This window comes from Algoriphagus namhaensis, from assembly GCF_042649705.1.
GTDB lineage: Bacteria > Bacteroidota > Bacteroidia > Cytophagales > Cyclobacteriaceae > Algoriphagus > Algoriphagus namhaensis.
In genome coordinates this window covers 566,101-580,611 of record NZ_JBHRZS010000007.1, presented here as the reverse complement: position 1 = coordinate 580,611, position 14,511 = coordinate 566,101, and the positions used below count along the sequence as shown (strand labels likewise).

The 14,511-nt window shown below is 41.5% G+C and carries 14 protein-coding genes; 6 read left to right on the top strand and 8 right to left on the bottom strand.

Translation table 11 applies throughout. From position 1 onward, the window contains the following. Positions 1-73: 73 nt before the first annotated feature. The 4 genes from ACFOSV_RS10850 to lpxK all read right to left on the bottom strand — a co-directional run bounded on the left by ACFOSV_RS10850 (position 74) and on the right by lpxK (position 5,074). On the bottom strand, positions 74-1,318 hold the full coding sequence (locus ACFOSV_RS10850) for an ABC transporter permease (protein WP_377906037.1): 1,245 nt from the start codon (positions 1,316-1,318) through the stop codon (positions 74-76). 138 nt (positions 1,319-1,456) lie between these two features. Continuing rightward, a complete protein-coding gene (gene miaE / locus ACFOSV_RS10845; RefSeq protein WP_377906036.1) occupies positions 1,457-2,068 on the bottom strand; it encodes a tRNA-(ms[2]io[6]A)-hydroxylase in 612 nt (203 codons plus the stop codon). Positions 2,069-2,070: 2 nt separating this feature from the next. Next, a complete protein-coding gene (locus ACFOSV_RS10840) occupies positions 2,071-4,020 on the bottom strand; it encodes a putative porin (RefSeq protein WP_377906035.1) in 1,950 nt (649 codons plus the stop codon). Between the two features lie 13 nt (positions 4,021-4,033). Further along, positions 4,034-5,074, bottom strand: a complete 1,041-nt coding sequence (lpxK, locus tag ACFOSV_RS10835; protein WP_377906034.1) for a tetraacyldisaccharide 4'-kinase — start codon at positions 5,072-5,074, stop codon at positions 4,034-4,036. A 41-nt stretch (positions 5,075-5,115) separates the two neighbouring features. Here lpxK and ACFOSV_RS10830 point away from each other — a divergent pair, with 41 nt between their 5' ends. The 3 genes from ACFOSV_RS10830 to ACFOSV_RS10820 all read left to right on the top strand — a co-directional run bounded on the left by ACFOSV_RS10830 (position 5,116) and on the right by ACFOSV_RS10820 (position 7,496). After that, entirely contained in the window at positions 5,116-6,216 is a 1,101-nt protein-coding gene (locus ACFOSV_RS10830; protein ID WP_377906033.1) for a Nif3-like dinuclear metal center hexameric protein, read from the top strand. A 3-nt stretch (positions 6,217-6,219) separates the two neighbouring features. Next, positions 6,220-6,999, top strand: coding sequence for a zinc ribbon domain-containing protein (locus ACFOSV_RS10825; protein WP_377906032.1), 780 nt, complete (start codon positions 6,220-6,222; stop codon positions 6,997-6,999). Positions 7,000-7,088: 89 nt separating this feature from the next. Further along, positions 7,089-7,496, top strand: coding sequence for a hypothetical protein (locus ACFOSV_RS10820; protein WP_377906031.1), 408 nt, complete (start codon positions 7,089-7,091; stop codon positions 7,494-7,496). Here the strand turns inward: ACFOSV_RS10820 and ACFOSV_RS10815 are convergent. Continuing rightward, positions 7,493-8,113 carry a histidine phosphatase family protein gene (locus tag ACFOSV_RS10815; RefSeq protein WP_377906030.1) on the bottom strand — a complete coding sequence of 207 codons (621 nt, stop codon included), beginning with the start codon at positions 8,111-8,113 and terminating at the stop codon, positions 7,493-7,495. The two genes, ACFOSV_RS10820 and ACFOSV_RS10815, sit on opposite strands and share 4 nt — an antisense overlap. Before the next feature lie 49 nt (positions 8,114-8,162). Here ACFOSV_RS10815 and ACFOSV_RS10810 point away from each other — a divergent pair, with 49 nt between their 5' ends. From ACFOSV_RS10810 to menD, 3 genes are read left to right on the top strand one after another with little or no spacing between them, the layout of a single operon-like run. Next, on the top strand, positions 8,163-8,582 hold the full coding sequence (locus tag ACFOSV_RS10810; protein ID WP_377906029.1) for a hotdog fold thioesterase: 420 nt from the start codon (positions 8,163-8,165) through the stop codon (positions 8,580-8,582). After that, complete coding sequence (locus tag ACFOSV_RS10805) at positions 8,579-9,793, top strand: chorismate-binding protein (RefSeq protein ID WP_377906028.1); 1,215 nt, start codon at positions 8,579-8,581, stop codon at positions 9,791-9,793. Before ACFOSV_RS10810 ends, ACFOSV_RS10805 begins: the two co-directional genes overlap by 4 nt. After that, a complete protein-coding gene (menD, locus tag ACFOSV_RS10800) occupies positions 9,790-11,484 on the top strand; it encodes a 2-succinyl-5-enolpyruvyl-6-hydroxy-3-cyclohexene-1-carboxylic-acid synthase (RefSeq protein ID WP_377906027.1) in 1,695 nt (564 codons plus the stop codon). Before ACFOSV_RS10805 ends, menD begins: the two co-directional genes overlap by 4 nt. Here the strand turns inward: menD and ACFOSV_RS10795 are convergent. The 3 genes from ACFOSV_RS10795 to ACFOSV_RS10785 all read right to left on the bottom strand — a co-directional run bounded on the left by ACFOSV_RS10795 (position 11,481) and on the right by ACFOSV_RS10785 (position 14,491). Beyond that, positions 11,481-12,602 (bottom strand): glycoside hydrolase family 16 protein, encoded by a 1,122-nt coding sequence (locus ACFOSV_RS10795; RefSeq protein ID WP_377906026.1) that lies wholly within the window; start codon positions 12,600-12,602, stop codon positions 11,481-11,483. The two genes, menD and ACFOSV_RS10795, sit on opposite strands and share 4 nt — an antisense overlap. Positions 12,603-12,652: 50 nt before the next feature. Beyond that, entirely contained in the window at positions 12,653-13,453 is an 801-nt protein-coding gene (locus ACFOSV_RS10790) for a helix-turn-helix domain-containing protein (protein ID WP_377906025.1), read from the bottom strand. 171 nt (positions 13,454-13,624) lie between these two features. Next, positions 13,625-14,491 (bottom strand): LysR family transcriptional regulator, encoded by an 867-nt coding sequence (locus ACFOSV_RS10785; RefSeq protein ID WP_377906024.1) that lies wholly within the window; start codon positions 14,489-14,491, stop codon positions 13,625-13,627. Positions 14,492-14,511 lie beyond the last annotated feature (20 nt).

Here is a 14,511-nt window from a genome sequence, read left to right as displayed (position 1 = left end):
ACAAAAAAGACCACAGCTAAATCGAAGCTATGGTCTTTCGGTACACCCAAGATTAAATGGGAGAATAATTTCTTTACTCGTATCTCAAAGCCTCAATCGGGTCAAGTCGAGACGCCTTAAATGCTGGAATAAATCCTGATAGCAGGCCAACTATCACACAAATGAAAAAAGCAATCACTATCCAAAGCCAAGGAATAATAAAGCCCCCCGGACCAATAAAATTAGCAATCACATTGCCGATACTAATTCCCAGAATAACCCCGAAGAGTCCTCCCAGCACGCAAATCACAATGGCTTCAATCAAAAATTGCTGCCGAATTCTAAGTGGTGTAGCACCAAGGGCTTTTCTTATTCCAATTTCTCTTGTACGCTCAGTAACTGAAACCAACATGATGTTCATCAGTCCAATTGACGCTCCCAAAAGTGTGATAAAACCTATCCCAAATCCTCCAATTCGCAGATATCCAGCCACTTCTTCCAAACTCTCAGCTACGGACTCACTTTTGGTCAAATCAAACGAATCCTCCTGAATAACGGGATCTTGTCGAATTTTTCGCATGATCCCAACGGCCTGCCCCATCTCATAATCGATCTTTTGAGGATCAGAGGCTACAGCTGTAATTCGATAAGTAAAATTTCCTCCTCTATCCAGCCTACTTCCATTTAGTGATGGAATCAAAATCTGTCGATCTGCACCTGAGTCATTACCAACTCCACCTTGCTCCTCCAGCTGACCAATGACCTGATATTTATTTCCCAAAAAAGTAATCTTTTCTCCGATCACCTCTTCATTATCTTCAAACAGCGTCTCCGCAAGATCCTTTCCTATGATGCAGACATTATTTCCATATCGAAGCTCCACATTACTGAAATTTCTTCCTTTCTCCAGCTTAATTGCCTTGATATCCATGTAATTTTCATCAGCTCCAGTTACCCGAATATTTGGATTAGTAGTGATTGATCCTCGCTTTACCTCAGCAGCACCACTCACTCTGAAAAATAGTGTAGATCGTCCAATAGAGGCATATTCCTCTTTGAAGTCCCGCATCTCACGAAAGGTTAGTTTTGGATAGGTCTTCTCTGATTTCCCTTCCACTACGGCTCGACCGCCGCTTGCTCCCTTATCTCTAATGTCAAATGAATTGGCACCTAAGCCTGAAAAACTATCTGCAATTTGAGCTTTGATTCCGTCGATTGCTGTGAGCATTCCGACTAGGGATGAGATACCTATCGCGATGATGGCACCTGTAAGAACCGTACGAAGCAAATTGACCTTGACGGCATTGAGGGCTTCGCGTACATTTAGGAACAAATTCATAGAGTGTCCAGTATTGAAACAGTTGGTGTCAGTAAGAAAGTTTTCAAACGTAAGTATAGCGAAATTAGCCCAAAAGGAGATTTAGATCGCTTTTTTTTACAAGAAAGGGCAACATTAAATGTCTTAGGTACGAATGACTTAATGCATACGATCTCCACGTAGCTCGAGTTCAGAAATCACCTCAGCTTCAAAGCTAAGCCACTCTTTCCATCGTGCATTGACAAGCTCTGTATCTTGGTAATGCCGAGCTAATTCGAGAAAGGTCACATAATGTCCTGCCTCAGAAATCATCAACTCATAATAGAATTTTTGGAGTTCCTGATCAGGGATTCCTTTTGATAGAAGTTTAAATCGTTCGCAACTCCTCGCTTCGATTAGTGCATTCATCAGAAGATTTTCTACCAGCTGCTGTGTTCGATTTCCTCCCTTTTTCACAAAACCGGCCAACTGCGTCACGTATTCATCTTTCCTAGGCTTTCCGAAAGACATCCCTCGCTTTTTCAATTGCTCCATGACCCGCTCAAAATGTCCCCATTCCTCCGCTACGATTGGCGTTAAGGTATCCACCAACTCGGTTAAGTCATGAAAACGTAAAATCAAACTAATGCACGAAGAGGCCGCCTTTTGCTCACAATAAGCATGATCCACCAAAATATCCTCAATCTGCATTTGAGCAACATTGACCCACCGTGGATCAGTGGGCAATTTCAAATTGAGCATTTTCTCTCGTGTGCTTTCTTCCCAACTCATTCTTAATCAAATAAATACCATGTAATACCTAAATCAAGAAAAGATCGATATCCGGTGTAATCAGGAGTCACGAAATACCCCTCTTGAGACATAAAGCCACTATTCAAATGGTTGTATTTCACCAGCACTCTCGTTCGATTAATTCTGAAATCTAGGAAAAGATCTGCGACCGGATAGGCATATACATTGAAATCATTCTGTAAATTAAATTGCTGCGTCCCTACAAAATAGGAATCCGCGAAGTAATCCGAATGATAGCGAATATCCAGTCCCAACTGTACATAGACATTATCATCAAATAATGGGCTATCAAAATAGAACTTGGTATTGGCATAAAAACTAGGAATTCGGAAGGCATCACTTCCATCTCCTGTTACTTCGGTAAAAATCACTTCGTTATCCCATCGGAATTTTCTTCCGATCTGAAAATTGGCGATTAGCCCAGGTTGGAGCATAAATGCCTCGTCAGAAGACTGTGTTGACTCACCATTTACCTCAAAATACACGTAGTTATTAATCCGATTTAGAGTCAAGGAAGGCCTGATCCGGATTTTATCAAAGCTAATTTTGATCGTTCCCTTGACTTGATCCACCCCAATGTTACTGAAGTCATTGGTCCAGTTCAGAAAATAGCCTTGGTAATTTTGCTGCATCAAATTCGGTTTATATAGCGCCTTGGTATATTCTGCATCCAGCCAAGGAGAGGAAAATAGACCATGTATTCTGAAGGCTCCTGGGAGTAGATATTCCCCATCTGCACTAATACTCCACTTTTCGGAAATTTTACCGATCAACTCTCCTCCAATGAAAAACTCAGCAAATCTTTCATCCTCTTCAAAACGGACATTTTTCATTCTGCCGTTTCGAAATTTTACGAAAGCATTATAATAAAAGCCTCCAAACGTACCTTTAAATCCAACCTCATTTCGCCACTCGGCAAAGTCATTTTGATTTCTCGCGGTATCCCTTTCACTGATCCCGACCAAAGGGTAATAGAGCGTATCTGAGCTAGCCATATCAGCCAAGAAGAGTAGATCCTGCTTTTTTCGATCAAAAATATGGTAGATTTGCAAGCCATCCTTCACCTTATATTCATGATAAAAATGATAGTCTTGGCGGAGATCTCTGGCTTGAGAGGCCCGAAGCCAAACTTTGGCATCTTCGTAAGTGAAGTAAATAGAAGTACTATCCACCTCTGGTGGGATAATCCCTCCTATTTCATTTACCCGATGGAGGGTTCTTGAAAAGTTTGCCAAGACCCAATATTTTCCGTTTTCGGATCGATAATTCGTATGCAGAGAATAAGCCGTCTGCTCCACCATGTTATCATCTCTAGCATTGGGGTTCAGTGTCTTTCTAGCCCGAATGGTATGGAAATTAAAACCCACATTCCATCTTGGATTAATATTCCTCGCAAAGGCTATATCCAGCATATTTCGATTACCCCCACCAAAAAATGCCGACATCTCGGTAAACGGAGACTTGGTATCAAAATATTTCATCTTCTCAGGTGCCCGATGATAGAGATCGTAGGCATGAAAACCTGATGTGGCACCGATTATGTCAGGAAGCTGATAGAAAATGGGCTGTGTAGCACTCCCTATATTTCCAAGGTCCTGATATTTCCAGCCGCTTTTGGCCACAGGATCGTAATTATGAAAATTAAACAATGATGTATCCTGAGGGTAAAGGACCAACTGATTTCGCTTGATATCCTTTTCGTAAAAGTACAAACTGGTGGTTGGCCCGAAAACCATCCGAGTGCTATCATCCAGAAGTGTTCTGCGACCCTCTTGCTCCTCTCCTTCTTCCCCTTCCACAAGTTCTCGGTTCAGTCGTTGATTAGGATTTGCCTCTCGTGTCTGATTTCTGGGAATAGGCACTTGTGCTAAAGTATATGTGCTACTCAAGCAAAGAAACAAACACCATAAAATGATGGAGACTTTTTTCACAGAATGTACGCGTTCAATTAACCTTTTGAGCGATCAAATCCCGAAGAATGGTTTCATCTTCTATGGAAAACTGGATCTTGATAGGTTGCACAAAAATCGGAATTTCTGGTAGAAATCCTTCCTCGAGTAAGGATTTAACTTTATCCGCATCCTTTTCGGTAACTAGAATTACCGGATTTTGGTCTTTATGCTTGCGCCAAAGCTTGGAAAGGGCATCTAAATCTGATCTCGAAAAATCGTGATGATCACCAAAGCTTATTTTATCGATCAAACCATATGTACGCGAAATGTATTTTTCCAATGAACTATCATCGGCTATTCCGCTAGCCAAAATCACTTGATCAGACCACTTTGCATGCTCAGTCAATGCATAGGGAGCTACATACCCTATTCTTGAAAAAAGTACCGGGGTGTTTTTTTGGGTGTAATTTTGAATTTCTTTTCTCAGGGTATTTTTCTGCTCTGATTTTAGATTTTCCGGACATTTGGTCACTATGATCACATCGGCCCGACAAGCTCCTGTTCGTGATTCACGAAGTCGCCCCATTGGCAATAAGAGGTCCCGAGTGAAAGGTTTATCGTATGTGGTCAAGACCACAGCTAGATCCGCAGTTATTCTCCGATGCTGGAATGCATCATCCAGAATTACGAGACTTGTACTAGGAGCATTTGCTTGAATTTGAAGAATTCCCTCTAACCGATCCTCGCAAACGTGAACTGTGATTTCTTGTCCAAATTTTTGATAAATCTGAAAGGGCTCATCTCCTAGTTGATTCGGGCTTGAGTTGCTATTGGCTTGAATATACCCTTTGGTTTTTCTTCCATAGCCTCGACTCAATGTGGCCAGTGACCTAGAGTCATGAAGTAATTCAATCAAGTATTCTACCATTGGTGTTTTCCCGGTACCACCCACACTTAAATTCCCTACGAGAATACTTTGAATGGGTGATTTAGTGACTTTGAACACTCCTCGATCATAGCACCAATTTCGGATGGCCGTGACACCATCATAAAGAACTGCAAAAGGATAAAGTAAAAAAGCAAGGCTACCCATTCAGGAGAATTAGTATTTTTGATCAAATAAACGTAAAAATAATGGGATATAAGATTAGCGATATCATTTCCTACCTTTCCAAAGTAGCCCCACCCGCCTATCAGGAAAGCTACGACAATGCCACATTGATCACAGGAAATCCAAGCTGGGACTGTTCAGGGATTCTTTGCAGTCTAGACTGTATCGAGTCCGTAGTTGATGAGGCTATTTCTTTGGGGGCAAATCTGATTGTCGCTCACCACCCCATTGTTTTCAAGGGTCTGAAAAGCCTCACAGGCAAAAATTATGTTGAGCGCACGATTCTCAAGGCCATAAAGTCTGATATTGCCATTTATGCCATTCATACCAATCTAGACCATGTTGCCCATGGGGTGAATAAGCGAATCTCAGATCGGCTGGGCTTACAAGCAACCACCATTCTTCAGCCTAAAAAAAATATCCTGAACAAGTTGGTTTTCTTTGTTCCGAAACCAGAAAAGCAAATCACTCTTGATGCAATCTATCGCGCTGGTGCAGGACAAATAGGAGAATATACGGACTGCTCCTTTCAGACCGAAGGAATAGGAACATTCACTCCCTTAAAAAATACAGACCCATATATAGGTAGCCATGGCAAAGCAGAGTCGGTGGAGGAAATTCGGGTGGAGGTCGTACTACCAAGTCATCTTTCGAATAAGATTATCCAAGCCATGAAAAAAGCGCATCCGTATGAGGAAGTGGCCTATTATTTACAGACTATAGAAAATGAAAATCAGGAAGTAGGAGCTGGGATGATAGGACATTTGAGTATTCCAATGGATGAAGAAGATTTCTTGGATTATCTCAAGGAGAAAATGAATCTGACGATGCTCAAGCATACGGCTTTAAGAGGAAAAAAAGTCGGCAAAATCGCCGTCTGCGGAGGAGCTGGAATCTTTTTACTCGGCACAGCTAAAGCTCGAGGTGCAGATGTATTCATTACATCGGATATAAAATATCATGAGTTTTTTGATGCAGAGGGACAACTCGTCCTATGTGATATCGGGCATTATGAAAGTGAAATTTTTACAAAAGAATTACTTGGAGAGCTATTGTCACAAAATTTTCCTAATATTGCACTCTATTTGACAAAAGTAGTTACCAATCCCACATCCTACCGATAGTACATGGAAAGTACAGTAGCACAAAAACTCGACGCTATTTTTAATCTACAACGCATTGATTCTAAGCTCGATGCCATCCTCAAAGTAAGAGGTGCCTTGCCAGAAGAAGTGCAAGATTTGGAAGATGAAATAGCCGGGTACCAAACTCGCCTAGAGAAATTTGAAAGTGAAATCAGTCTTTTTGAAGATGAAATCAAATCTTTCAAAGAAGGAATCAAAGAATCTGAGAAACTGATCAAGAAGTATCAGGAGCAGCAGATGAACGTGAGAAATAATCGCGAGTACGATGCCATTACCAAGGAATTGGAATTGCAGGATCTTGAGATTCAGGTAGCGAAGAAAAAAATCACCGAAACGGCACTAAGAATTGATCAGAAAAAGATTGATTTGGATGAATTGAAAGCTACACTTGACGATAGACAAAAAGATCTTGATCTGAAAAAGAGTGAGCTTGATACCATCATAGCCGAAAGCGAGTCTGAGGAAAGTAAGTTAAATTCCGAAAGAGAAAAAGCACTAAAGAAAGTGGACGAAAGACTCTCTAAGTCTTATGCTAAAATTCGCGAAAACGCTAAAAACGGTCTTGCCGTAGTAATGGTACAGAGAGGTGCTTGCGGAGGTTGCTTCAACACTGTTCCTCCTCAGCGTCAAGCAGATATTAGAGAAAAGAAAAAGCTTATTGTGTGTGAGCATTGCGGAAGAATCCTCGTGGGCGTAGAAGAAGAAGTCCAAGAAGAACCAGCTCCAAAGAGAAAACGAACTACACGAGCTAAAAAAGCATAATAGTAAAACCTCGAACATTTTCGAGGTTTTTTTTGGTATGAAAGGGCTTAATCTTGCGATTCTGCCTGATCTTTTGCTTCTTTAAGGATATGAAAAAGTTAGGAATACTTATCGGCTGTCTTTTAATCTCTTTTGCCTCAATGGCCGGAGAAGGAGATTCCAAAACATTCCTTTTTCTTTTCAAGCAAAAAGAATTAAAGGCGCTAAAGCTTTCACTCAAGGACCTTGAATCTCAATTTGCAGCTTTCAAAACCAAATCTTACGGAGGCAACTCCGAATTAGCACTTTTTATCGAAACCCCTGATGGGAATTTTGATGCCTGTTTCATCGGGCAATTTTTGATCCGCAATGAGAAGAAGGTAAACATCAAACTCGAAGACATTGCTTTTCGAATGATTGACCTTTCAGAAACTCAAGAGCTCAAGAATCAATTGTTGCTTGCCCATGAGGAATCGCTACAAAAGAAAAAGGGCGACAAAAATGCTCAAAAGCCTTAAAGGCTTACCAAATGAGTTTGCTCATTAGCAAGCTCAAGCTTAAAAGATCCATCCCTCAATTGCTGCAATACATACAGGCATAGATTAGCATGCTCAAAATTATCCATATGTCTGAGGTCGTAATTTAAAATCACGCTTAAAAATATACGCATTGCCCGGCCATGCATACAGACTAGAACGGTTTCTCCTGGTCCTTCTAATATTTTCTTGATCCCAGCTCTCATTCGCTTAGCCACTTGGTTTGGGCTCTCACCTTCTGCTATCGCATAGTCTAGATTTCCCTCGCGCCATTGATTGAGCATGTGCTTATAGTATTCCCCTTCTTCAGGTGTCATGGGAGTTCCCTCATATTTCCCCCAAGAAATTTCATTGAGTTCTGGTAAGGTAGTCGTAGGTATTCCAAGAGAGATGAAATCCTGAATGGATTGTCGAGTACGAATCAAAGCTGTATGGTATAAGTGATCAAATTTCACCTGCTGATACGCTTGAAAAAATGCATTGGCTTGGGCCCTCCCTGTTTCGTTGATCGGTGCGTCAATTCCGCTTCCTTGTACCACTCCTTTCAGATTGAAATCGGTCTGCCCGTGACGGATTAAGTAAATTTTTTTTGGAATCAAGTTTCTCTATTTTTGTTAGGTCAAAATAAGCTCATTTACACGACTTTTCATGGTATTTTCGAGAAAGCCTTCATTGGCGGATTTAAATAAAGGCAGCCAAAACACAATGGTCAGTTATTTAGGCATAGAATTTACCGCAATCGGAGACGATTTTCTCGAGGCTACCATGCCTGTAAATGATAAAACTAAACAGCCCATGGGCTTGTTACATGGTGGAGCAAATGTTGTATTGGCGGAAACGCTAGGCAGTGTGGCAGCCTCATTAACCGTAGATCGGGGTCAAGGCGTGGTAGGACTAGAAATAAATGCAAATCATGTAAAAGGCGTACGATCCGGATTGGTGAGAGGAATCACTCAACCCATTCACCTAGGTAAGTCTACACAGATCTGGGAAATAAAAATCTTTAATGAAGCAAATCAGCTCTCCTGCGTCTCTCGCTTGACTATGGCGATCCTTAATCATTCATGATCAACTCCACGAGCACCCAAGTATTCGAAATTCAAGAACTTCTTCAAGCCATTTTCACGGGTGGTTTTGAAGGAGACGATTCCTTTGCTATTTGGCGTAAGCCTAAATCAAACGCCCTTGAATTGATTTATAGCCCGAAGGAAGAAATTCAGAAAGTGAATCTGGAAATTGAATCACTTCCTCCAGGCTTTATTATTCATCCCTTCGCAGATCAGAAAAATCAAGAAGCCTTTTTTATTGAAGCTGAACACTATCATAGGTTTGATTTGAGCCAGCCATTGGAATTATCAGATATGCCTAACTTCTTGAGAGAACTAATCGAGCATCAAAATCAAGATGCTGTTCCTTTTCAAATTTTTAAGTCCAATTCCAGTGCTTCGAAAAACTTTGAAAGCGCTTACAGCGAGGAGCAATCGCATTTTGAAGGCTTAGTAAATGAAGTCAAGGAAGGCATCCAAAAAGGCCTTTTCGAAAAAGTGGTTCCAGCCAGGACAAAAACGATTCCCTTGAATTCAGATTTCGATCTTGTCAAAAGTTTTGAAGCTTTGCTTCGCAAATACCCAAATGCCTTTGTGAATTTTTTCCATCTGCCGAAAATCGGGACTTGGCTGGGAGCTTCTCCTGAAGTTTTGATCGAAACTAAAGAAGATCAATTTTATACCATGTCCCTAGCCGGAACTCAACCAGCAAATGGTGATAATCCAATCAAGTCTGTAGCATGGACTCAAAAGGAGATTGAAGAGCAAGCTCTTGTGAGTAGATATATTGTGGATTGCTTTAAGAAAATCCGATTGAGAGAGTACGAAGAACATGGCCCAAAAACCGTTCAAGCTGGGACTTTGCTTCATTTGCGTTCTGATTTTAAGGTAAACATGAAGGAAACTAACTTCCCACAGTTGGGTTCTGTGATGCTAAAATTACTCCATCCTACCTCCGCAGTCTGCGGAATGCCAAGGCAACCTGCTTTAGATTTTATTCGCGAAAAAGAAGGATTCGACCGCGAATTTTTCGCAGGTTTTCTCGGCCCAATCAATATAAATCAGGTGTCCTCAATCTATGTCAATTTGCGTACAGCCTCTCTCAAATCAGATCGGGCTATCGTATTTGCCGGTGCTGGAGTCACTGAAGATTCTGACCCCACACTTGAGTGGGAAGAAACAGAGCTGAAGTGTGCAAATATCGGTCGTATTCTCCAAAATCCCGACCAATGATCATCCAGTCAGTTGTCAACTTGGTTTCAATTTGTGCAGAACATGGCATCGAGCACGCGATTCTTTCGCCTGGCTCTCGGTGTGCACCCTTGACCTTAGCCTTTGTCAGGCATACCAAAATCCATACTCGTACTATTTCTGATGAGCGATCCGCAGCTTTTATTGCCTTGGGAATGGCGCAGCAATTGGAAAAACCCGTCGTGCTCGTCTGTACCAGCGGCTCTGCTGCTCTGAATTATTTTCCGGCAGTGGCAGAGGCATACTTTCAGCAAATCCCATTACTGATACTTACCGCAGACCGTCCACCAGAATGGATTGATCAGTATGATGGACAAACCATCTTTCAGGAAAACGTCTACAGGAAGCACGTGAAGGCTAGTTTTTCACTACCCAGCACCAATCCTTCAGATCAAAGTCTATGGCATGCTGATCGGATCACGAACGATGCAATCAATTTGTCTCAAGCTTTCCCACAGGGACCTGTCCATATTAATGTTCCATTGAAGGAGCCTTTCTATCCTGAAGAAAATGAAGACTACAGATTTCCTGAGGTGAAACTCATCAAAGTGGCTAAATCAAAGACCAGTTTAAGCCCGGACACCAAAAAGAAACTAGCGCTCACCCTATCAGGCTTTCAACGAATTGTATTGGTCTGTGGACAAGGGAAACCCGACCGGAAAGTAAGCTCACTTTTGGACCAACTCGCCAAAACCAAAAAGCTTATGGTTCTTACCGACACGATTTCCAATATGCAGTCGGAAGAAACCATTTCCCTTCACGACCATTGGCTTGGTCAAAAGGAATTTTCAGACCCACTTCAACCCGACCTTATTTTAAGCTTTGGGAACTCCATTATTTCCAAGTCGCTCAAGCTATTTCTCCGCGCTACCAAAGCAGAGCATTGGCATATCCAGTCGGATGGACAAGCGAAGGACACCTTCCTTAAATTAACCAGAATAGTTTCTTCAGACGTTGACGAATTTCTAGAATGGCTTCTTGGATCATTACCAGAGAATGATCAAGTCTTTTTTGACTCTTGGAAAAAACTCGAAAACCAAACAAGGAATCAATTACCCCAAGTACTTCAGGAAAGCGAGTTTGGCGAGTATCCAGCATTCCATCAGATTTTAAGTCGCATCCCACCCTTTTCCAAAATCCATGTAGCCAATAGTATGGCTGTGAGGTATTTGAATTTTCTGGGGAAAAGATCTCAAGAAATCATCTGCAATCGAGGCACAAGTGGGATAGATGGAAGTAACAGTACGGCCGTGGGTTGCACTTTCACCACCAAAGAACCCATCACTTTGATTACAGGAGATTTGGCTTTCTTTTATGATAGAAATGCATTTTGGCACAATTACTCCATGCCTAATTTGAGAATAGTTTTACTCAACAATCATGCAGGTGGAATTTTTAGACTGATTGATGGCCCAGCCAAACAACCAGAATTAGAAGAGTATTTTGAAACCAAGCAACGACTCACTGCGGCTAGTATATCGCAGGAGTTTGGATTTGAGTATCAGCAGGTAGAAAGCCGAGAAGCACTTGAGCTTGCACTGAATGGTTTTTATTCCCCAAGCTCCAAGCCGAAATTAATCGAGGTTAGCACCGACAGTGAAATGAACGCAAGGATTCTGTCTGAGGTGAAGGCTAAAATAAAAGCCCTCCTTTCGGAGAGCTTCTATTCTTAAGGTTTTTGGAATACCCTTATATAATCTACTCGCATATCTTGTGGAAAAAGCGTATTCGGACTAGGGTTACCTGGCCATCTGCCTCCCACTGCCACATTCATGATGAAGAAGTGAGGCTTATGAAACTCTTCCAAACCTGCTGGAGTGATATCAATGACATGATATTCTACATCATCCAGAAGCCAAACAATTTTTTGCGCATCCCAAATGATCGAATACACATGTGGCTCATCGGCTAGAGTTCCGTATTCCAATTCCGTACTCCCACCATAATTCGCATAGCTTCCTGCATTGTCCCAATGGACTGTTCCATGAACGGTCCCGTCGTTATTGTCTTGGGTACCACCCACCATTTCCATAATATCAATCTCGCCACATCTCGGCCATCCTACCTCATCAATATTTTCCCCAAGCATCCAAAGTGCAGGCCACATACCTTGTCCCTTTGGCATAACTGCACGAATATCAATTCGTCCGTAGGTGAAGGACTGCTTACCCTTTGTGATTAATCGTGAAGAGGTATATTGTCTTGATCCGGCACTTTCTCTCTTAGCAGTGATAACTAAGAAGCCATCTTTGATGGAAGTATTTTCGGCTTTATAGTACTCCAATTCATCGTTACCCCAGCCGCATAGATCTGGACATCCATCGCCGATTTCAAAGGTCCAATCATCAGAAATCGTTGGGGAGTCAAACTCATCTCGCCAAACCAATTCGTAACCTGGATAGGAATCTGGTGTCGTAAAGCCCGTATTCGGATCCAAACCAAGGTTCTCATTATTCATGATCACCTTTTCGGTATCCACCACGAATTTTTCTTCTTCAGAATGCGCCTGAACAACAATGGTAAATTCACCTTTATCCTTGTATTGATGCGTTGCGGAATTGCCATCCACCTTAGCTAGTAATGAACCGGGATCACCAAAATTCACTTTAAAAAACACCGCATTGGTAGCCGTAAAATCTACCTTGACGATACCATCACCAATATAATCGACAGTCACCTGAAGATTTGACGGTAAGGGAGTTGGAACAGGATCAAGTGAATCGGAGCCTCCACAGCTCACTAGAATAAAAAAAAGAAGGGCTAAAATTGGGTTTCTACTGCACAGTTTCATTCGAGAATAGTTTTTCTCGAAACTAAAAAAAAAATTTGTAAATATCCTGTTTATGAAATAGTTCGAGGAGAAGAATCGGGAGAATTCTTTCTCCCGATTTTTTGAATTAAATAAACCATAAGACCAATTTGCACAATTTCGCCTATCGTCCATGGAATCAAAGCCAGAAACGCTCCAATACCTGTAAAGAGCAAAACTCCAGATAAAATGAGCAAAATTCCCATGATTAGTGCCACCGAAGAAAACTGTCCTTTGTACCCGAGATATCCCGCGCCAAGGAATGCATACAAAAAGCCAAAGGAACTGACTTTGAGCATGTAGTAATCTCCAATCGAAAACCAGTTACCGTATAACGCCACCATGTCTACGGTATACCAGATCGCATTCCCTCCTATCATTAGCCAAAGTGCAATTTTCAAGATGCCATTAGGAAAGAAATTCAAGAGGCGAACCCAACCCAACAGGAAAATCACATAAAAAAGATAGCTGCCCGTCTTAATCATGGCAAAGGAGCCTGTGCTTATTGAGGCCTCTCCTCCCAAAAATTCCTGCTCAAATCCTATTTCCAGCATCGAAAGAAAGAAGTAGAGAACGGCTGACCCAACGGCAGCATACAGATAATTTGGAGTTTTTTGATCAGCTAAATCGTCTCGCTCTATTGGAGCTTCCATATGGTAGTCCAATGCCTCAAAAAGAGCTTTGATTGTATAACTTCTTGGGGATACTTCCCCAGCTTCGATTCGTTGGATTGTGCGAACATTCAGATTACACTTCTCCACGAGTTCTTCTTGAGTAAGCCCTTTAGCCTTCCTCAATTCCGAAATTTTTTTACCTAATTCTGGTTGTTTCATAGTTATGAGATTTTGATTAACCATGGCAATTTCTCGGATTGATTTGGGACAAAAGGCGAAAATAGGTCGGATTTAACCCGACATTTCCACGACATTCGCTTCTGTGGACTAAAATAGATCTTTTAGATAATTTTGACGGAATCATGAAATAGAAGTCCAAAGCTAAAAAAATCAAATTAGCTTAAGAACCCTACTAAGTGCAGGGTTTCGATTATCAGGTTTCCAAATTACTGAAAGCTCTGTGTATTGACGAATATTCGGAATCTCTAAAAACCGAACTTTCAACTTATACCCTTCCTTAAGTGAACTCGGTACAATAGCTACCCCCATGCCTTGCTCAACAAGCCTGAAAATAGTCAAGGCATGGACGGATTTATGTCGAATGGTGGGGAAAAATCCTGCATCTCGGCAAATTCCAATAATCTGATCATAATAATATTGACTATAATCACTGGAAAAGAGAATAAAAGATTCTTTCGAAAATTGATCGATGGATTGGAAATCCTGCGATTGAATGGGATGTTCCTCGGGTATAACAATGGAAAAGGTATCCCGCAATACCGACTTCATCTCCAAGCCTTCAGGAGCAGACTCCAACCTCACAAAGCCCAAATCAATTTTATCCTTTTGTATCAATTCCACTTGAACGCCATTGCTCAACTCTTCCAAGGAGGTACTAATACCCGATTCGTGGACATTTATTTTTGCCAATAAACTGGGTAAAATATGATTTGCAGCCGACCCTAAAAAACCAATTCTTAATTCACCTAGTTTACCGGCTTCAATCTCCTTGAGTTGGACCTTGACGGTCTCTAAATGATTAATTAGAAAGTCTACTTCTTCTAATAAATACAGACCAGCAGTAGTTAGCTGCACCTTTTTTCTGTTTCGATCAAGAAGCTGCACCTCGAGTTCCTGCTCCAGTTGCTTGATTTGACGACTTAACCCAGGCTGTGAAATAAATAATCGATCAGCTGCTTTCCTGAAGTTCAACTCCTCGGCTACAGCTTGAAAATAAAGAAGATGTCGTAGTTCCATTGATAACTTAAAAGCATCAT